The 19,405-nt window shown below is 56.4% G+C and carries 12 protein-coding genes; 8 read left to right on the forward strand and 4 right to left on the reverse strand.

What is annotated here, in order from left to right:
* The first annotated feature begins 151 nt into the window (after positions 1 to 151).
* The 3 genes from putA to ACHUE7_RS13990 all read left to right on the forward strand — a co-directional run bounded on the left by putA (position 152) and on the right by ACHUE7_RS13990 (position 5,584).
* Entirely contained in the window at positions 152 to 3,337 is a 3,186-nt protein-coding gene (gene putA / locus ACHUE7_RS13980) for a bifunctional proline dehydrogenase/L-glutamate gamma-semialdehyde dehydrogenase PutA (RefSeq protein WP_394170519.1), read from the forward strand.
* A 288-nt stretch (positions 3,338 to 3,625) separates the two neighbouring features.
* Complete coding sequence (gene putP, locus ACHUE7_RS13985) at positions 3,626 to 5,089, forward strand: sodium/proline symporter PutP (RefSeq protein ID WP_394170600.1); 1,464 nt, start codon at positions 3,626 to 3,628, stop codon at positions 5,087 to 5,089.
* Positions 5,090 to 5,248: 159 nt separating this feature from the next.
* Positions 5,249 to 5,584 (forward strand): carboxymuconolactone decarboxylase family protein, encoded by a 336-nt coding sequence (locus tag ACHUE7_RS13990; RefSeq protein ID WP_394170520.1) that lies wholly within the window; start codon positions 5,249 to 5,251, stop codon positions 5,582 to 5,584.
* A 75-nt stretch (positions 5,585 to 5,659) separates the two neighbouring features.
* On the opposite strand, the gene nhaD is transcribed toward ACHUE7_RS13990, so the two are convergent.
* Positions 5,660 to 7,018 carry a sodium:proton antiporter NhaD gene (nhaD, locus tag ACHUE7_RS13995; protein WP_348476497.1) on the reverse strand — a complete coding sequence of 453 codons (1,359 nt, stop codon included), beginning with the start codon at positions 7,016 to 7,018 and terminating at the stop codon, positions 5,660 to 5,662.
* A gap of 673 nt (positions 7,019 to 7,691) precedes the next feature.
* On the opposite strand from nhaD, the gene ACHUE7_RS14000 reads away from it, so the two are divergent.
* From ACHUE7_RS14000 to ACHUE7_RS14015, 4 genes are all read left to right on the forward strand, one after another.
* Positions 7,692 to 8,282 carry a DUF998 domain-containing protein gene (locus ACHUE7_RS14000; RefSeq protein WP_394170521.1) on the forward strand — a complete coding sequence of 197 codons (591 nt, stop codon included), beginning with the start codon at positions 7,692 to 7,694 and terminating at the stop codon, positions 8,280 to 8,282.
* A gap of 48 nt (positions 8,283 to 8,330) precedes the next feature.
* Positions 8,331 to 9,212, forward strand: a complete 882-nt coding sequence (locus tag ACHUE7_RS14005) for an AEC family transporter (RefSeq protein WP_394170522.1) — start codon at positions 8,331 to 8,333, stop codon at positions 9,210 to 9,212.
* Between the two features lie 377 nt (positions 9,213 to 9,589).
* Entirely contained in the window at positions 9,590 to 10,813 is a 1,224-nt protein-coding gene (gene cfa / locus ACHUE7_RS14010; RefSeq protein WP_394170523.1) for a cyclopropane fatty acyl phospholipid synthase, read from the forward strand.
* A gap of 487 nt (positions 10,814 to 11,300) precedes the next feature.
* Positions 11,301 to 13,436, forward strand: coding sequence for a M4 family metallopeptidase (locus tag ACHUE7_RS14015; protein ID WP_394170524.1), 2,136 nt, complete (start codon positions 11,301 to 11,303; stop codon positions 13,434 to 13,436).
* Positions 13,437 to 13,515: 79 nt separating this feature from the next.
* Here the strand turns inward: ACHUE7_RS14015 and ppsR are convergent, their stop codons facing one another.
* Complete coding sequence (gene ppsR / locus ACHUE7_RS14020) at positions 13,516 to 14,349, reverse strand: posphoenolpyruvate synthetase regulatory kinase/phosphorylase PpsR (RefSeq protein WP_394170525.1); 834 nt, start codon at positions 14,347 to 14,349, stop codon at positions 13,516 to 13,518.
* 390 nt (positions 14,350 to 14,739) lie between these two features.
* Here ppsR and ppsA point away from each other — a divergent pair, with 390 nt between their 5' ends.
* Positions 14,740 to 17,112, forward strand: a complete 2,373-nt coding sequence (ppsA, locus tag ACHUE7_RS14025; RefSeq protein ID WP_394170526.1) for a phosphoenolpyruvate synthase — start codon at positions 14,740 to 14,742, stop codon at positions 17,110 to 17,112.
* Positions 17,113 to 17,116: 4 nt separating this feature from the next.
* Here ppsA and ACHUE7_RS14030 read toward each other — a convergent pair whose 3' ends face one another.
* Together ACHUE7_RS14030 and ACHUE7_RS14035 are read right to left on the reverse strand one after the other, a co-directional pair.
* Complete coding sequence (locus ACHUE7_RS14030) at positions 17,117 to 18,133, reverse strand: endonuclease/exonuclease/phosphatase family protein (RefSeq protein ID WP_394170527.1); 1,017 nt, start codon at positions 18,131 to 18,133, stop codon at positions 17,117 to 17,119.
* A gap of 32 nt (positions 18,134 to 18,165) precedes the next feature.
* Positions 18,166 to 19,401 (reverse strand): MFS transporter, encoded by a 1,236-nt coding sequence (locus ACHUE7_RS14035; protein WP_394170528.1) that lies wholly within the window; start codon positions 19,399 to 19,401, stop codon positions 18,166 to 18,168.
* Between the last annotated feature and the right edge of the window lie 4 nt (positions 19,402 to 19,405).

Raw genomic sequence — 19,405 nt, forward strand, 5'->3', positions numbered from 1 at the left:
ACCCTCCCGTTGTAATTCCTCGCTCGAACCTTATCGCTTTCGAAACTTTCGGATTATTTAACAAAAAAAGCCCCGTTTTTGACAATCGCTGAACAGAGGGGCTCGGCTACTGTGTCTGCATAACTCCAACTAGATTGCAGGCAGGATGGTTATGACGCAGTTTGACGCCTCTCGGGCGGTATCGGGAGACTACCGGGATCTGACACCACAACAGTGGTTTCAGTTTATTGTGGACCAGTACGCCGTTGATGAAGACGAATACATGGCGCAACTGGTTGAGGTTGCAGAGCCAGGTGACGACAGTGCCAAAGCCATTGAGGCCACCGCCCGTCGCATTGTCGACCGGGTTCGTAGCCAGGGTGATGTGGCGCATGCAGTCGACAAGTTGTTGCAGCAGTACAGCCTGGATAACGAGGAAGGCGTAATCCTGATGTGCCTGGCCGAAGCGCTGATGCGTGTGCCAGACCCGGATACCGCCGACGATCTGATTCGCGACAAACTGTCCGTTGCCGACTGGAAAGAGCACATGGGCAAGTCGGATTCACTGCTGGTCAACGCCTCGACCTGGGGGTTGATGCTGACCGGCCGGGTAACCTCGCTCGACAGTCGTGAGACGTCACCTGCCAACCTGTTGTCGAAGCTGATCAATCGTGCCGGAGAGCCGGTCATTCGTGCTGCGATGAACCAGGCCATGCGCATTATGGGCAAGCAATTCGTGCTCGGGCGCACCATTAAAGAAGCGATCAAGAACGGCAAGTCCTACCGCAAGAAAGGGTACACCTATTCGTTCGATATGCTCGGCGAAGCTGCCTTTACCGACCCGGATGCCGAGCGTTATTTCAAATCCTATCGTGATGCGGTGCAAACACTGGGTGCACGCATGGACGAGTGGGCCAGTGATGCTCCGAAACCGACGATTTCCATCAAGTTGTCGGCGTTGCACCCGCGCTATGAAGAATCCCATCAGGAATGGGTGATGACCGAGCTTGCGCAGCGGGTGACCGATCTGGTCAGCGAAGCACGGGCACTGGGCGTTGGCATTACCATCGATGCCGAAGAAGCCGACCGCCTGGAGCTGTCGCTGCGCCTGTTTGAACAGGTTTATCAGAGCGATGCCGCCAAAGGCTGGGGCAATTTCGGCCTGGTTATTCAGGCCTATTCAAAGCGCGCGCTGGCGGTGCTGGGGTACCTGACCTCCCTGGCCAAAGCGCAGGGTGATGTGATTCCGGTGCGCCTGGTTAAAGGGGCTTACTGGGATACAGAAATCAAACACGCCCAGGTGCTTGGCCTGGCCGATTACCCGGTGTTTACCCGCAAGGAAAACACCGACGTTTCCTACATCACCTGCGCGCGCTATCTAATGAGCGCTGAAGCCGATGGCGCCATTTACCCTCAGTTTGCCACCCATAACGCACACACTGTCGCGGTGATTGCCGAGTTCTCACGGCAGCGCCCGGAGCGGGATTTCGAATACCAGCGCTTGCATGGCATGGGCGACGCCCTCTACGACACCCTGCTCAGTGAAGACAAACACCGTGTGCGCATCTATGCCCCGGTCGGTGCCCATAAGGATTTGCTGCCCTATCTGGTGCGGCGCCTGCTGGAAAACGGCGCCAACTCATCCTTTGTTCATCGCCTGGTCGATGCTGAAACGCCGGTGGGTGATCTGGTGTCATCTCCGGTTGAGCTGGCGAAAAGCCGGGCGGTGTATCGCAACCCCAAAATTGTACGTCCCTCTGAAATCTACGGTGACAGCCGCCGTAATTCTCAGGGGTATAACCTTGCCGTAGCCTTTGAACGAGACCCTTTGATGCACACCATTGATGCCTGGAACGACACCCAATGGGTACAGAAACCGCTGTTGGCGGGTAAAGCACAGTCAACCTCTGAAGTGATTGAGGTTAAAAGCCCTTACGACACCCGAGAGTCGGTGGGTCAGGTGCACTTCGCCGATGCCGACATGGCGCAACAAGCGCTGGCAACCGCCGATTCAGCCTGGTTCGGCTGGAACCGGACACCGGCGATCAAGCGTGCCGACTGCCTCGACAAACTGGCCGATTTGCTGGAAGCCAACACGGCTGAACTGATGGCTCTCTGTGCCCGTGAAGCCGGTAAGTCGTTGCAGGACAGCATCGATGAAGTACGTGAAGCCGTCGATTTCTGCCGTTACTACGCGGTGCAGGCGCGCGCCAACATGAACGAGCCAACGTTGCTGCCCGGGCCGACCGGCGAGAGCAACGAACATTATTACGAAGGCCGGGGCGTTTTTCTGTGCATCAGCCCCTGGAACTTTCCGCTGGCCATTTTTACCGGCCAGATCTGCGCTGCGCTGGTGGCGGGCAATACCGTGCTCGCCAAACCGGCAGAAAGCACGTCGTTGATTGCCGGTCGCACGGTCGAACTGTTTCACCAGGCTGGTGTGCCAGGTGAAGTGCTGCAGTATTTGCCGGGTGCGGGCCCGGTTATTGGCAATGCCGTACTCAGTGATGAGCGCCTGGTCGGCATTGCGTTTACAGGATCTACCGAAACGGCACAGTTGATTAACCGCACTCTGGCAGCACGGACTGGCGCCATGCCTACCTTCATCGCCGAAACCGGCGGTCAGAATGCCATGATTGTTGATTCAACGGCCTTGCCGGAGCAGGTGGTTGCCGATGTGATGGGCTCGGCCTTTGCCAGTGCCGGTCAGCGCTGTTCAGCGCTGCGTGTGCTCTGCGTTCAGGACGATGTGGCCGACCGCATCATTGAGCTGATCGGTGGTGCACTGAGCCGCATTGAAATGGGGAATCCGCAGTTGTACCAGACCGACTGTGGCCCGGTGATCGACCAGAAAGCCCTGACCGGATTGACCGATTATGTCGACGGCTGGCGCAAGAAAGACCGGGTACTGGCTGAAGCTAAGTTGAGTGAACACACCCGGCATGGCTATTTCATCCCACCCGTCGCCATTCGTATTGAAAGCCTGGATGAACTGGGGCGCGAACAGTTTGGTCCGGTACTGCACATCTATCGCTACAAGGCGCGCGAACTCGATCAGGTAATTGCCGACATCAATAAAACCGGTTATGGCCTGACACTCGGCATTCACAGTCGCAATGAAGCAACGGCTGCCTACATCGAAGCCCGGGTTCGGGTCGGAAACTGCTACGTCAATCGCAACCAGATTGGTGCGGTGGTTGGTGTACAGCCGTTCGGTGGTCGTGGTTTGTCGGGCACCGGCCCGAAAGCCGGTGGCCCGAATTACATCAAACGCTTTGCGACTGAACGGGTGCGTACCATCAACACCACGGCGGTGGGCGGGAATGCCAGCTTGCTGTCACTGGAAAGTGATGATTGAAGACTTTGCTGTGCCGGTAACTGCCGGCCTGGCGATTGAATCGTTCCACCGGCCTACCAGCCGGAGAATGACACCGGAGCCGGAGCGTTGAAACCCAGCCTCCGAACCCGGTGAACAGTGGCTGCCTGAACAGCCACGAATAACTGCCCCGACTGGATCCAGGATGTGGAATTGTTAAGAGTCTGCATCCCGAATCGACCCTATTGCACTGGACAGCGCTGGTATTCGGGAGCAGCACGAGAAACGCTCGATAGCCTAATCGATCACAACAACTAGAACTCGGAGTACATTATGAGCAACACCTTAGCGGTCAGTTTGACCTTTATTATTTACCTGGCGGGTATGATGTGGATCGGCCTTTGGGCCTATCGCCGCACGACAGACCTGTCTGATTACATTCTGGGCGGTCGTTCTCTGGGTGCCTGGCCTTCAGCGCTGTCGGCCGGTGCTTCCGATATGTCTGGCTGGTTATTGCTGGGTCTGCCGGGCGCCATTTATGCCTCGGGCATGGGCGAAGCCTGGATCGCCGTTGGTCTGCTTGCAGGCACTTATCTGAACTGGTTGATCGTTGCGCCCCGTCTGCGTGCCTATTCACAAGCTGCCTCGGACAGCCTGACTTTGCCGCAGTACTTCAGCAACCGGTTCGAAGACAAGGTGGCGATTCGTGCCATTTCAGCCTTCTTCATTTTGCTGTTCTTCCTGTTCTACACCAGTTCCGGTTTGGTAGCGGGCGGCAAATTGTTTGAAACCGTCTTCGGTTGGGATTACACCATTGCCGTTACCATTGGCACCATCATGGTGGTTTCCTACACGCTCTTTGGCGGTTATCTGGCCGTTTCCTGGACAGACCTGGTGCAGGGCTTGTTAATGGCGGCAGCGCTGATCATTGTGCCGATCTTTGCGCTTATGGTTATCGGTGAAGGCCCGGCGGCCGTTCTGGAAGCGAAAAACCCGAACCTGGTCAGCATGTTCACCAGTGCCGATGGCTCTTCGCTGGGGCTGATTGCCATTATTTCATCGTTGGCCTGGGGCCTGGGCTATTTTGGTCAGCCGCACATTCTGGCGCGTTTCAAAGGCATTAAAGACCGCAACGAAGTGAAGCGTGCACGTCGCATTGCCGTAACCTGGACGTTCCTGGGTATGGCTGGCGCACTGCTGGTTGGTATTGCAGGCATTGGCTATTTTGAAACGGGTTTGCCAGATGGCGAGACGGTGTTCATTAGCCTGGTTCAGGCATTGTTCCACCCTCTGGTGGCAGGCATTTTACTGGCGGCGATTCTGGCGGCGATCATGTCGACTGCAGATTCACAGTTGCTGGTGTCCTCATCTGCACTGACTGAAGATTTCTACAAGTCGATCTTCAGAAAAGATGCTGACCCGGCGTCTCTGGTAAAGATTGGTCGTGGTGCTGTGGTACTTATTGCAGTAGTCGCCTGGTTTTTTGCGCTCGATGATGACAGCTCGGTACTGGCACTGGTGTCATATGCCTGGGCCGGTTTCGGCGCAGCCTTTGGTCCGGCGGTTATTCTGTCACTGTACTGGAACCGCATGAACCGGGTCGGTTGCATTGCCGGTATTCTGGTCGGTGGTATTACCGTTGTTGTCTGGAAGCAAATGACCGGTGGCATTTTCGATATGTACGAAATTGTTCCGGGCTTCCTGTTCTCGACCATTGCCGTCTACGTTGGCAGCATTGCATCGACAGAGCCTTCAAAGGAAATGCACGCTACTTTCCAGGAAGTGAATGGCTAATTGTTGCCAGGCACGATTCTGAAGAAAGCATGGGGTAACGTCAGTTACCCTAAAAAAACCGGGCGTTTGCCCGGTTTTTTTTGTTTTACTGACCAAACTCAACGTGTCGTGCGGGTACTTGCCTATACTGGTTGTCTTTAACATCAGGAGCAGTACCCAATGAGTATTCTAAAGAAGACCAACGACCTGACCCCTCATCTGATTGCATTGCGCAAAGAACAGCCTGCCACCTACGACGCTTTTCAGTCAGTCGGTAAAGCAACCTATGTGGATGGTGAACTGCCTCATTTGACCAAGGAACTGATAGCAACGGCCATCGCCATCAGTGTGAACTGTGAGCCCTGCATTGGTTACCACGTGCGCTCGCTGGTAAAACTGGGGGTTACCCGGGAAGCTTTCACCGAAATGCTGGGTGTTGTTATACAAATGGGCGGAGGTCCGGGACTGATGAAAGCAGGCGAAGCCATGTCAGTATTTGAGGAATTAACGGTTTAATGCACGTTTGGGATTCCATTCCCAATATACGGGTGGCGCGGACCTTAAGGCCCGCGCCTGGGTTGCTTGCAGGGCTTACACAACCCACTGATAAAACAGTGCGCCACCGATATAGCCCATTAAAGCCAGCGGAGCGATGTGCTTCAGGTACCAGAAGAAGCTGATGCGCTCCATGCCCATGGCCGCCACCCCGGCGGCTGAACCGATGATCAGGCAACTGCCACCCGTTCCGGCAGAATAGGCCAGAAATTCCCACATCGCTGCATCGGTTGGGTAAACCGACAGGTCATACATGCCCATGGTTGCGGCAACCAGGGGTACGTTGTCGATAACGGCAGACATCAGCCCGATCAGAAAGACGATCAGGTTAATGTTGCCGATCGATTGATCCAGGGTACTGGCCAGGGACGATAACAGCCCAGTGGCTTCCAGCGCGGAAACGGCGAGCAGAATACCCAGAAAGAACAGCACGCTGGGCGTATCAATACGTTTAAGCACCCGGGTAATGTGCAATTCGGTGTCGTCGTCGTAGTCGGCTCTGTGATGAATGATTTCACTGACGATCCATAATACCGAAAGGCTCAGCATCATGCCCATGAACGGCGGCAAGTGGGTAACGGTTTTGAACACGGGCACGAACAGTAAACCCAGAATGCCGACTGCAAAAATGATATTGCGGTGGTGGCGGGTTACCTGATCGGCATCCTGTTTGTAAGGCATGGCCTGGGGCGGGTGAATGGACTGGCCGCGTAATGACCAGGTCAGATACAGCATGGGCACCAGCAGGCAAATCAGCGATGGTAAAAACAGGGATTTGATGATCGCCATGGTTGTGATCTGTCCACCAATCCACAGCATGGTTGTGGTCACGTCACCTATTGGTGACCAGGCACCACCCGCATTTGCGGCAACGACGATCATGCCGGCAAAAAACAGACGTTCCTGGCGGCTGGCGATGAGCTTTCGAATCAGCGATATCATCACAATGGTGGTGGTCAGGTTGTCCAGAGCGGCTGACATGAAGAAGGCGAGCACCGCAATTAACCACAGCAGGGTAACGGTGGAGGTTGCCTTGATCCGGTCGGTAATAATGGCAAAGCCGCCATACGCATCCACAAATTCTACGATGGTCATGGCGCCGAGCAGAAAGAACAGAATTGAGCCAATTTCACCCAGGAAGGTCAGCAATTGATGCTCGCCAACCCAGGTATGAATCAGCGCGCTCTGGTCGAGGTTGGCATGCTCTTCCAGAAACCAGGCGGGAAGAGTATCCACGGCGATCAGATCGCCAGCGAACAGTATATATACCGTCCAGCACAGGACGGCGCTCATAATCGCAGGGGCTGTCTTGTCGATCTTAAGACTGTGTTCGGCAATGATGGCGAGGTAGCCAAGAGTAAAAATACCGATAATCAGGATTAACGCTAAGGGCACAGAATCGCTCCATTTACAGAAGGTGTGACTTGGCAATCACAATGTGGGCCTTGGTGCCAGGAATCCGTGATCGCGACCGGGTAGACTCATCCGGCAGCCATCACTCAACTTGCTAACACCTCAGAAACTTCAATTTACAAGCAAACCATCAAACAGACAGATTAGCTCAAGTCGCTGGAGGTGCCTGTGGCCAGGCCTTGAAATGACAGCCAGTGCGGCGTTGTTTGCTTCCGGTCGGAATGGAGTCAGAGGTGGTTAATGGCAGGCGAGCCAGTAGCAGCAGAGAGGGCAGGGAGGCTGGCTCGGATCGGTCGTCCAGTGAAAAGTCGGGCGTTAAACCGGTTTCCGTCAGTAAAAGGTGAGTGTCAGCGGAATGCTCAGACTCGGTGTCGATATCACTCGCGCAAACCGGTTCAGACGGCGGTTGGGCGAAGGCGGATGCCGAGAGGCCGAGCAATAGCCATAGCAAGGCCGCTGGAAGCGTGCTTCCGGAGTGTCTGAATGAGAGCAACGCTGACATGGCAGTGGCGAAACCCGGTGATAGGTGGGCGAAACAGGCCGCTATTATTCAGTTCTGGAGCCAGAAAGCAAAATCTGTTTGTGATGGGCTCTGTACCACCCGGCCCCGGCCCGGTAAGCTCTGCGCTGCGACCGGCTTACTAAAAGGATGCCTGTGAATACCAAAGCCATGATGTTGTCGATTCTCGCCACTCTGTTGCTGGTGGCGTTGCCCTGGGTCTTGGGTGCCCGGGTGCCAGGTTACAGCAGTGTTCAGTTCATCAGCGAGTTGGGTGCCATTGATATGCCCAACCGATCTGCCGCTAATGGCGCTTTTTTGCTCATAGGTGCTTTCTGGATGGGGGCTGTCGAGGCAGCCCGAAAAGCGCTGGAGCCCAACAAAATGGACCCCTGGGTGCGGTTCGGGGCCATAGCGTTTGCTGCCAGCTACATCGGCAGTGTGGTGTTTCCCTGTGATCTGGGTTGCCCGGCTTCGGGCAGCGCTAACCAGTTGATTCACAGCACACTGATCTGGGTGCTCAGCGCAGGTGCCGTTGTCTCGGGTGTCCGGCTGGTGCCAGCGACCTCCGTCAAAGGCATGAGCGCGCTGAAAGTGACGCTGGTGTTAACCTTTCTGGTTCTGCAGGTGGCGGCCTGGCAGCGCGACTGGTATCCGGGCTTGTGGCAGCGGCTGTTTGAATTGAATTTTGCCGTGTTGTGGGTGCTGTGGGTCTGGCGATTGCCCGGTCGCCAGGTGCGTCTCTGAGTGGCTTCCCGGCTGGGCTCTTTCTGGTAAACAGGTTGGTTAAGCGTCATGGTTGAGCGTATTGCGGGCATTGTTGTGCCCATTTTTCTGGTTGTTCTGGTCGGGTTTCTCTATGGGCGCAAGCACGCCCCGAACATGGAAGCGGCCAATCGCATCAACATCGATGTATTCACGCCCTTCCTGATTCTCAGTGTGTTTGCCTCGCGTCCGGTTGATTTGGGCGACTACGCGCCACTGGCGCTGGGCGCCATTCTGGTGACCTTGCTGCCCGGCATTGGTGCCTATTACCTGGCCCGGGCCATCGGGGTCAGCTGGAAAACCTTTGTACCGCCGATGATGTTCCGCAACAGCGGTAACACCGGGCTCCCGCTGATGCTCTTCACCTTCGGTGAAGCATTCATGCCAGCGGCGGTGATTCTGTTTATTGTGGAAAACACCCTGCACTTTACCGTGGGCGCCTGGCTGCTTAACCCGCGAACCCATCTGCTGCATGTACTGAAAAACCCCATGATCATCGCCGCCGCTTTGGGTCTGGCCATTGCCGGTTTCAGCGTGCATTTGCCCGACTGGCTGATTCGCTCGCTCGCTTTGCTGGGCGACATCGCGGTTCCGCTGATGCTGTTCGCGTTGGGTGTCCGGCTGGTGAATCTGGACTTGAGTGGCTGGCGCATCGGGGTGGTCAGCGCGGTAGCCTCGCCGATTCTCGGCTTGATGGTCGCCTGGCCGCTGGCGCTGCTGCTGGATCTGCCGCCCGAGCAACAAGCCATGCTGATACTGTTTGGTGCCTTGCCACCGGCGGTATTGAACTATCTGGTCGCGGAACGCTACAACCAGCAGCCGGAACAGGTGGCCGCCATGGTGATGTTTTCCAATGCGCTGAGCATTGTGTCGATACCCCTGGTGCTTGCCTGGGTACTGGGCGGTGTTTGACTCTTCCTCATGGCTATGACCTATTATTGCCAGTAACTCGTGCAGGCCACCGGGTATGCCTATCCGGGGTCGGCGTAAACCCGTCCATGGGGCCTAGACCGCAGCATCCTTGCTGCGGACTTCCCCGGATAGGCATACCCGGCAACCTGCACTTGATTGATTGCCACTTTTCGATTCCAAGAGATTCAATTATTTATGATCGCTTGATACTCTGTTAATCCAGTGCTTAGCTAATACTAACGGGAAGTATTCATTGCCCGGAGACAGTTGGTGTCACCGCCGTGTGAAAGGTTAGTGGATTACCCTGGTCACAAGTTAGTTCGGTTACCCTGAAAAGATAGTCTGTCTCGCTGAATACAGATTCAGAGGGGATAGCGATGACGACAAAGATGACCCATGATCATTCCGCTGCGAATGAATCCCGTCCGGCCAGACGCCCGGTCGATACCTCCCGTTTTGCCCATATAACCCCGTCGGTTGATGGTCAGCCACCACCCTGGATTAGGAGTGTACTGGATCAGGCCGATATTCGGGTTCAGGGCGACCGCCCCTGGGATCTTCAAGTACACGACCCGCGGCTATACGGGCGCCTGTTGCGGCACGGGTCTGTGGGATTGGCCGAGGCCTATATTGACGGCTGGTGGAGCTGTTATCGAATTGACGAAATGATGACGCGCCTGTTGAGAACCGGTGTTCAGGGCCATATGCCGGCGCTGGTTCGGTTGAAGGATGCCTGCCGGGGTTTGGCTTACCGGCTAATTAACTTTCAGAGTGACCGGCGCGCTTTCACCGTTGGCAAGGTGCATTACGATATCGGTAACGACCTGTTTCGACGCATGCTCGACGAGAGCATGATGTACAGCTGTGCCTATTGGGCGCAGGCACAGACGCTGGCCGACGCTCAGCAGGCCAAAATTGACCTGATCTGTCGCAAGTTAGACCTCAGGTCCGGCCAGACCGTACTGGATATCGGCTGTGGCTGGGGTGGTCTGGCCGGGCACCTGGCACGGCATTATCAGGTTAATGTGGTTGGCGTTACGGTCAGCAAGGAGCAGCAGGCCTTCGCCCGGCAGAAACTGGCCGACTTGCCGGTGGACATTCGCCTGGCCGACTATCGCAGCCTGACCGGACGATTCGACCGGGTCGTCTCGGTGGGCATGTTCGAGCACGTAGGGGCCAAGAATCATCGAATCTTCTTTGAAACGGTCCATCGGTTGCTGGCCGACGATGGCTTGTTCTTGTTACATACCATAGGCGATGAAGCCGACAGTGCCGCGCCCGAGCCGTTTATCAACAAATACATCTTCCCCAATGGCAAAGTGCCGTCACGGCGCGAGATCAACAACGCCAGTCTGGGTCTGTTCCGGCTGGAAGACTGGCACAACTTCGGACCCGATTATGATCGCACGCTGATGGCCTGGGCTGAGCGAATCGATGCGGCCTGGCCTGTCCTGTCGGGCCGGTACGATGAACGCTTTCAGCGATTGTGGATGTTCTACCTCTACAGCTGCGCTGCCTTCTTCCGCTCCCGGCAGGGTCAGTTATGGCAGCAGGTGTATTCTCCACGAACGTCAGATCTGGCGTATCGAAGTGTTCGATAGCGCTACCAGGCCGTTCAATTAGTTAACGGACAGGCTTCCTACACTGTTTCCCGCGAGTAGGGTAATCACGACCTTGTCTTTCAAGCAATAACAGCACCATTTCTACCGGTGTTCGTTCATTCAGTGCTCAGGCTGTGAAGGAGTTCTCAGGTTGCGCAAAAAAGTGACTTCTGTCCCCAAAAACCTGGGCTGATCCGTACTGCCCGCTGAGTTTTTCCGGCACGCTAGCGGAGTTCGGTAACCCCGAACAGAGTTTGAGCTTGTCTCAACTCGGGGTTTGTGAAAGCAACGGTGTGCGATTCCCGCACAGTGTCCGTTGGCCTGTCTTCAGACGTCTTACCTTCCGAATTCCGTTACGCCAATGTGCAGTGTCGCAATCCATCAGGGAACTTGATGGATGTGCTGCTGTCGCGAGGTGATCCCTCATGGAGGCGCACTGCGCTCCGTGGCAACGGATAAAAAAAATAATAGAAGAAGGAATCCAATCATGAAGCAATTTTCGAGGATTACTCTGTCTCTGGCGGCGACTCTGGTTGCCGGTGTGCAGGCAGCAGACCGGGTGCCTGCCAGTGCCGACATGCTAGCGTCGCAAGGCGTAGCGGCAAGTCAGAGCGGTGTTGAGATGGCATCGGTTAACAGCCGGACACTGGCCAATGGCATGACAGTGACGCGGTTTCAGCAAATGCACCAGGGCGTTCCCGTCTGGGGGCAGACGGTGACGCAGACCGGGCAGGGCATCGCGGCCGACGTCAGTGGTGATGCACTGACCGGGCTGGCTGCAGAAGTACCTTCCGTCATCCCCTCCATTAAAGTAACCGACGCGATAGACCGGGCGATGACGCAATCGGTTGTACAGCGAAATCAGCAGGGCATCAGCGCCGGCGCTCTGTCGTTTGAGGCATTAAAGCTGGCCGCAAAGAATCAGGATCACGCGCTGTATATTCATGTCGATGAGCAGGATCAGACGCGGCTGGCCTATCTGATCAACTGGGTTGAGTACGGGGAAGAGCCATCGCGGCCTTTCTACTTTATCGATGCCCATACTGGCGCCGTGCTTGAACACTGGGATGGCATTGCGCACCAGGAAGCAACCGGGCCGGGCGGAAACGAAAAAACCGGCCAGTATGTCTACGGTACCGATTATCCGGCCATGGACGTCGACGACAATTGCCGAATGTCGACCGACAATGTCGAGACGATCGATATGGGTGGCGCCACCAGTGGTGGCAACGTGTTTTCCTTCACTTGCCCGAACAATGAAAACCGTTACACCAACGGTGCCTATTCCCCGCTGAATGACGCCCATTATTTTGGCAATGTGGTGTTCAATATGTATCAGCAGTGGTACGACACATCGCCACTGACCCAGAAATTGAGAATGCGGGTGCATTACGGCAACAGTTATGAGAATGCCTTCTGGGATGGCTCGCAGATGACCTTTGGTGATGGTGCCAATCGCTTCTACCCGCTGGTCAGCCTGGATGTGTCGGCGCATGAAGTCAGCCATGGGTTTACCGAGCAGAACTCAGGCCTGCAATATGCCAATCAGTCCGGCGGTATCAACGAGGCGTTCTCGGATATGGCCGGGGAAGCTGCCGAATATTTCATGAAGGGTAGCAACGACTGGATGGTAGGTGCCGATATCTACAAGGGCCAGGGCTCGCTGCGCTACATGGACGACCCCACCCGGGACGGCAGGTCCATCGGCCACGCATCGGATTATGTCAGTGGCATGGACGTTCACCACAGCTCCGGCGTGTTTAACCGGGCGTTTTATCTGATCGCGACCAGCGAAGGCTGGGATACGCGTCAGGCGTTCGATATTTTTGTACTGGCAAACCAGATGTACTGGAACCAGTCGACCAATTACGAAGCAGGGGCCTGTGGTGCAATCGATGCGACGGATGCGCTGGGGTATGACCTTGAGGTTGTAGTCGATGCTTTTGATACCGTCGGAGTTTCTACGGCGGCGTGTGCGCCTACCGGTCCTGTCGAATCAGAGCTTGAAAACGGCGTACCGGTAACGGGTCTGCAAGGTGGGCAGGGGTCTGAACAGCGGTTCACCTTGTCGGTGCCTGCCGGTGCCAGCGATCTGACCATCAGCATCAGCGGTGGCAGTGGCGATGCCGATCTGTATACGCAATTTGGCAGCGAGCCGTCGACGTCAAACTACGATTGCCGCCCCTGGGAAGATGGTAATGCAGAGTCCTGCACAGTTGCTTCGCCCGAGGCTGGGGTTTATCACGTCATGGTGCGCGGCTACAACAGTTACCAGGGTGTAACGCTGCTGGCTGAATTTGACGAAGGCACTGATGGCGGCGGCCCGGATGCGGGCACCGAGTCGAATCTGTCGGCAGCTCAGGGCCAGTGGTTGTACTACACGGTTGAGGTGCCTGCTGGTATGGCTTCGTTGAACGTTGGCATCGAGGGTGGCAGCGGTGATGCTGATCTTTATGTCAGGCAGGGCGATCAGCCGACCAGCAACCGTTACGATTGCCGGCCCTATCGCAGTGGCAATACAGAGCAGTGCAGCTTTACTAACCCGGCTGCGGATACCTGGACGATTGGTATTAGAGCTTACTACGCCTTCTCGGGCGTGACGCTGAACTGGTCTTATAACTAAGCCAGCACAACGTTGTGATTTGAAAGGGGCTTCGGCCCCTTTTTTGCGTTTGATGGCCTGGTTTACCAAATAGCTAGCTTTAATTGACGGTTCGAATGCGGTCGCGCAAGCCCTTGTCGACAATGATGCGCGTGGAGATTTCCTCTATCGACAGACGTGTCGTATCGATAAAGGGAATGCCGAACCGCCGAAACAGAGCCTCGGCCATGCGTACTTCATCTTCACACTGACGCAGCGATGCGTAATCGCTATTGGCTTTGCGCCCGTCGCGTATCTGGTTCAGCCGTTTCGGGTCGATACTCAGGCCATAGAGCTTGTTGCGAAAGGGCTCCAGCGCCTTGGGCATGCGTGCCTCTTCAAAGTCATCGTCGGTCAGCGGGTAGTTGGCTGCGTAAATGTTGGCTTGCAGCGCCAGAAAGATACTGGTCGGGGTTTTACCGCTGCGGGAAACGCCGACCAGAATAATATCGGCCTTGTCGTAATGATGCAGTCGCCGGCCGTCGTCGTTCTCCAGCGCGAATTGCATGGCGTCCATGCGGCGCTGGTAGTGGCCAAAGTCGGCTGACACCTCGGGCCGGCCGATGCGAATGTTCGACGCCTGCCCCAGCAACTGCTCCAGGGGGCCGAGAAAGGTCGAGATGATGTCGACCGTATGGGCATCGCTGTCGTGCACAATGGCGCGAATCTTCGGGTCGATGATGGTCTCGATAATGATCGGTTGCAGACCCGATTCACGGGCCGCCCTGGCCACCCGGTCAACGGCATTGCGTGCTTTTTGCTCCGTATCAATAAACGACAGAATCGTTTCGGTAAACTGGGTACGGTCGAAATGGGACAGCAGACTGTGGCCCAGCGTTTCAGCGGTGATGCCGGTGCTGTCGGAAATAAAAAAGACGGGGCGGTTGGCACTCATGAACTATTCCTTGAATCCGGAGCGGGTCAGCGGGGGTCACATCCCCTTGTCGATGTCCTACACTATAGCGGTACTGTCTAGCAGGTTGTTGAAAAAGGCTTAATGCCTTTTTCAAAACACGAGAACCAAAAATTGCGATTTTTGCTTCTCTCACAAAATCAATGACTTAACAGTCATCAATTTTGCCGGAACGTCCTTGTTCCGGTAGCAGGCGACTGAAATTCTTCGAATTTCAACAGCCTGCTAGGTATAACAGCCGTTCCGACCATTCCGCAAGGCAATGGTCATTATTCATATAATAAATGCACTACGCCCTCGATCTGAGGTTTAATGAATGTACTGCCCGGCAACAGGGCAGGCAACCCTATCAAGTAGCACGTGGAGATCAGCATGGAATTCGTTAAGGACTTTACCGAACTGGGTATACACGACGTACCCACCGTGGGCGGCAAGAACGCCTCCCTGGGTGAAATGATCAGTCATCTGTCGGCCCTGGGCGTGACAGTGCCGGGTGGTTTTGCAACGACCGCAGAGGCTTATCGCGAATTCCTCGCTTTTGAAGGGCTGAAAGAGCGGATTGATTCACGCCTGTCATCGCTGGACGTCGATGACGTCGAAGCACTGGCAAAAGTGGGCCGTGAAATCCGCAAGGAAGTCATGCTGGCGCCGTTCCCCGAACGTCTTGAAAAAGAAGTACGGGCGGCTTACCAGACACTGACCGACGGAGATCCGGGCCGGTCACTGGCCGTGCGCTCCTCGGCGACCGCCGAAGACTTGCCAGATGCCTCCTTCGCGGGCCAGCAGGAAACCTTTCTGAACATCCACGGCATCGATGAGGTGCTGCAGGCGATCAAGGAAGTCTTTGCTTCCCTGTTCAACGACCGAGCCATTGCCTACCGGGTGCATCAGGGGTTCGACCATGCCCATGTCGCGCTGTCGGCAGGTATACAGCGCATGGTACGCAGCGACATTGGTGCCTCCGGAGTGATGTTCACCATGGACACCGAATCCGGTTTTGACCAGGTGGTGTTCATTACCGCGGCCTATGGCCTGGGCGAAACCGTGGTCCAGGGGGCGGTGAACCCCGACGAATTTTACGTTAGCAAACGTGCCCTGGCCGATGGTTACCACGGCATTCTGCGGCGGACCCTGGGTAGCAAGCTGATCAAGATGGTCTATGGGGCGTCGGCCGAGACCGGCAAATCCGTTGAAACCGTTCAGGTTGATGAAGCCGACCGGTCGCGGTTCTCTCTTACCGATGACGAAGTGGAACAACTGGCCCATCAGGCCATGACCATCGAAAAGCACTACAAACGACCCATGGACATCGAATGGGCGCGCGATGGCGAAGACGGTAAGTTGTACATCGTACAAGCCCGACCGGAAACCGTGAAAAGCCGTGGCTCGGCTACTGTTATTGAACGCTATGCGCTGAAAGAGAAGGGCAAGTTGCTGATCGATGGCCGCGCCATCGGCCAGCGCATCGGTCAGGGCCCGGTCAAGGTGATCAGTGATCTCAGCCAGATGCACCAGGTGCATGCCGGCGATGTGCTGGTCACCGACATGACCGACCCGGACTGGGAACCGATCATGAAGCGGGCCTCGGCCATCGTAACCAACCGCGGTGGCCGTACCTGCCACGCCGCCATCATTGCCCGCGAACTGGGCATTCCGGCCGTGGTCGGCTGCGGTGACGCGACCGATAAACTGATCACTGGCGACGACGTCACCGTTTCCTGTGCCGAAGGCGATACCGGCCGCGTTTACCGGGGGCTGCTGGACTTCAACGTCGAAGAAAACGACCTGAGCACCATGCCGGATCTGCCGTTCAAGATCATGATGAACGTCGGCAACCCTGACCGGGCCTTTGATTTCCAGTCGCTGCCCAACGCCGGTGTCGGCCTGGCCCGGCTTGAGTTCATCATTAACCGGATGATTGGTGTGCACCCCAAGGCGTTGCTGCATTACGACGAAGCGCCAGTCGAAGTGCGCGAGAGCATCAATCATCGTATGGCCGGCTACCCGAGCCCGGTCGACTTCTACGTTGAGAAAATCGTCGAGGGCGTGTCGTCGATTGCTGCGGCGTTTTACCCGAAACCGGTGATCGTGCGTTTGTCAGATTTCAAATCGAATGAATACGCGCACCTGGTCGGCGGCTCCCAGTATGAACCCCAGGAAGAGAACCCGATGATCGGGTTTCGCGGCGCCTCGCGTTATATCGACGATTCGTTCCGCGAATGCTTTGAGCTTGAATGCCGGGCCATGAAGAAAGTGCGCAATGAAATGGGGCTGACCAACGTTCAATTGATGGTGCCCTTCGTACGCACCGTTGATGAAGCGCGTCAGGTGGTCGAATTGCTGGCCGACAATGGGCTGGAATCCGGCAAGGACGATCTGAAACTGATCATGATGTGCGAATTGCCGTCCAACGCCTTGCTGGCCGACCAGTTCCTGGAATACTTCGATGGATTCTCCATCGGCTCCAACGACCTGACTCAGCTGACCCTGGGCCTCGACCGGGATTCGGGTGTGATTGCGCACCTGTTTGATGAGCGTAATGATGCCATCAAAATCCTGCTCAGCATGGCCATTCAAGCCTGTCGCAAGGCCAACAAATACATTGGTATCTGTGGCCAGGGCCCGTCCGACCACCCGGACTTTGCAGAATGGCTGATGGATCAGGGCATCGAATCGGTGTCACTGAACCCGGATTCAGTGCTCAGCACCTGGATTTACCTGGCCGAGCATCACGGTAAGGCCTGATTGGTCAGGCCCGGTCTGGCAGCGCGATATCCAGCCAGACCGGCCGATGATCGGACGCCCGCTCCAACGCAACGTTGAGCGGGTGCTCCGGTGCTGGCCAGAAAACACCGGTCCCGAGAACCGCCAGTTGAGTCGACGGCAAAACGTAGTCGGCTCGCATTTTCCAGCGTGCAGTCAGGTCATGGCCTCTGTCAGAAACCGGTCGAAGTGGCTGAACAGACGGGTGCGTCACCAGGCGGTTAATCGCCCCCGGTTGACTGTCGCCGCCCTCCGATGACGCATTCAGGTCGCCAGCCACAATAAAGGGCTGATCGGGTGCCAAACCGCCACTCAACCCCTGATCATCCGTCATATACGACGCTCCGCTGATGTAGTCCACCCAGAATCGAATCTCATCATGATTGCGGCAAACGTTGCGCCGCTCCGGGCCATCAAAGGCCGGGGGTGTGGGGTGGCTGATCAGCAAATGGTAGGACCCGGATGGCAGCGCTAGCGGCAAGTCCCAGTGGGATTTGCTCGATAGCCGCATCACCGCCAGATCATCGTCCGAATAGAAGGCCGAACCGTCCGGGTTTTCGGGCAACAGAGCGTCGGGCATATCGCGCCATAAAAAGCGCTGAAAAGTCCGGCACGACTCGGTATCAAGCGGAACGTTGGACAAAACCGCCATGCCGTATTGGCCCGGGAAGTCACCGAACCCGAACGGGGTTTCGCGGGCATTATTCAAGTCCTGTTTTACCAGATCCCGTCCGGATGGCACGCCAGTGTTCACCGGTGCGGTAAATCGATAGGGGAAATCCATGCTCGCTTCGCGAAGCCGCGCCTGAAAAGCGGTTAACGCCTGTTGCCCTGGGTCGTAGTCCAGCTCATTGATGACCCAGACATCGGCATCGACGTGCGCCATTACCTGCAACAAGGCTGATACCTGGGGCCCCGACTTTGAAGTCAGCTCGGTAATCAGATCGCCAGCGTGGGGGCGGTTAAGTGCGACGTTATAGGTTGCCAGTCGAAGCCTGTTCACCCTATCTCCCTGTTAGACCAAATTGAATCAGTTTACGGCCTCACCCCGGCGAATGCAGCCCTTCGCTGTGAACGCAGGTCCAGAAATTCGCCTATGCCTGCCACGAGCAACACGGCAGCTAATAATAGCCAGAAACCACCGATGCTCAGTGCGGGTACCAGCCAGGAAAACCCAAACATCAGGATGACACCGCCGGCCTGCAGCGTCAGGCTGAGCAAACTGTACAGCGTGGAACGCATAGGCCCCGGCACCTGGTCCGCGATCAGGGCTTCCATCGGAATGCCCAGCATTGAGGTTATCAGCATGACGCCGAGGTAGCCGCTGGCAAAGCCGGGCAGGGTAGTCTGCAGCGCCAGCACAGCCAGTGCCGGTGAGGTCAGCAGCAGAATGATAACCAGCTGACGGTCGGTGGTAACTGGCCATCGCTTCAACAGCATTGCCAACAGGGCAGGCCCGGCGGCGGCAGCCAGAAAATAGCCGGTGACCAGCCAGCCGAACACGGCGTAGGCGGTGTTCGGTGCCAGTGCCATCAGACGTGGTTGCCAGTAAGTTTCCAGCGCAAACAGCAGCATGCCGAGGGCTGTTGCAACGCCCAACAGGCGGCGCACCGGACGCAGCCGCCAGGCCAGTAGCAATGCCGTCTGCAATCGTGGTCGATCGGCCTTGGTCATCTCGCGACGAGCCCGCCCGGTTTCGCGAAACAGCACTGGAATAAGTGCGAGATGCAACAGGGTAACTGTCGCCTGAGCGATGAGGTTCCATTCGGTTGGTTGCATTGAGGCAGGCGTCCAGGGGGCGAGTGCATCGGTCAGGTAGCATCCGGCGAGCGCGCCGGCCGCCATCGACAGTGCGCTGAGTGTATGAAAACCAGCGAGAAGCCGGGTATAGGCCGTTGTGGGTTCCGTTTCTTGCAGTCGCTCGCTTTGCCAGGCTTCAATGCAGCCCGAGTCGAGTGCGCGGCTGGTGCCCAGCAGCGCCATTACACCCAATAACAGTAAGAACTGATCCACATAAATGGCCAGCACAATGCCCAGCAATCCAACCGCCCGGGCCAGGGCGTAGAGGCGAATTCTTCCCAGCCGGTCGGCTGCAAAACCGAGGGGTAATTCAAGCAAGGCTGCCGTTACACTGAAGGTTCCGAACAGGATGCCCAGGTGCCAGAGGGAGAGCCCCTTCTCCTGCAGAAACAGCGTCTGAACGGTTAGAAACAGACCTAACGACAGGCCTTTAAGGCTGTGGTGGATGCCCAGGCGTTGAATCAGTGTCATGGCG

Source organism: Saccharospirillum alexandrii (genome assembly GCF_043641555.1).
Classification (GTDB): domain Bacteria; phylum Pseudomonadota; class Gammaproteobacteria; order Pseudomonadales; family Natronospirillaceae; genus Saccharospirillum; species Saccharospirillum alexandrii_A.

Excerpts from the sequence above, each read along its gene's own strand:
- putA (WP_394170519.1), top strand. The coding sequence starts at position 152 with ATGACGCAGTTTGACGCCTCTCGGGCGGTATCGGGAGACTACCGGGAT.
- ACHUE7_RS13990 (WP_394170520.1), top strand. The coding sequence starts at position 5,249 with ATGAGTATTCTAAAGAAGACCAACGACCTGACCCCTCATCTGATTGCA.
- ACHUE7_RS14005 (WP_394170522.1), top strand. The coding sequence starts at position 8,331 with ATGGTTGAGCGTATTGCGGGCATTGTTGTGCCCATTTTTCTGGTTGTT.
- cfa (WP_394170523.1), top strand. The coding sequence starts at position 9,590 with ATGACGACAAAGATGACCCATGATCATTCCGCTGCGAATGAATCCCGT.
- ACHUE7_RS14015 (WP_394170524.1), top strand. The coding sequence starts at position 11,301 with ATGAAGCAATTTTCGAGGATTACTCTGTCTCTGGCGGCGACTCTGGTT.
- ppsR (WP_394170525.1), bottom strand. The coding sequence starts at position 14,349 with ATGAGTGCCAACCGCCCCGTCTTTTTTATTTCCGACAGCACCGGCATC.
- ppsA (WP_394170526.1), top strand. The coding sequence starts at position 14,740 with ATGGAATTCGTTAAGGACTTTACCGAACTGGGTATACACGACGTACCC.
- ACHUE7_RS14035 (WP_394170528.1), bottom strand. The coding sequence starts at position 19,401 with ATGACACTGATTCAACGCCTGGGCATCCACCACAGCCTTAAAGGCCTG.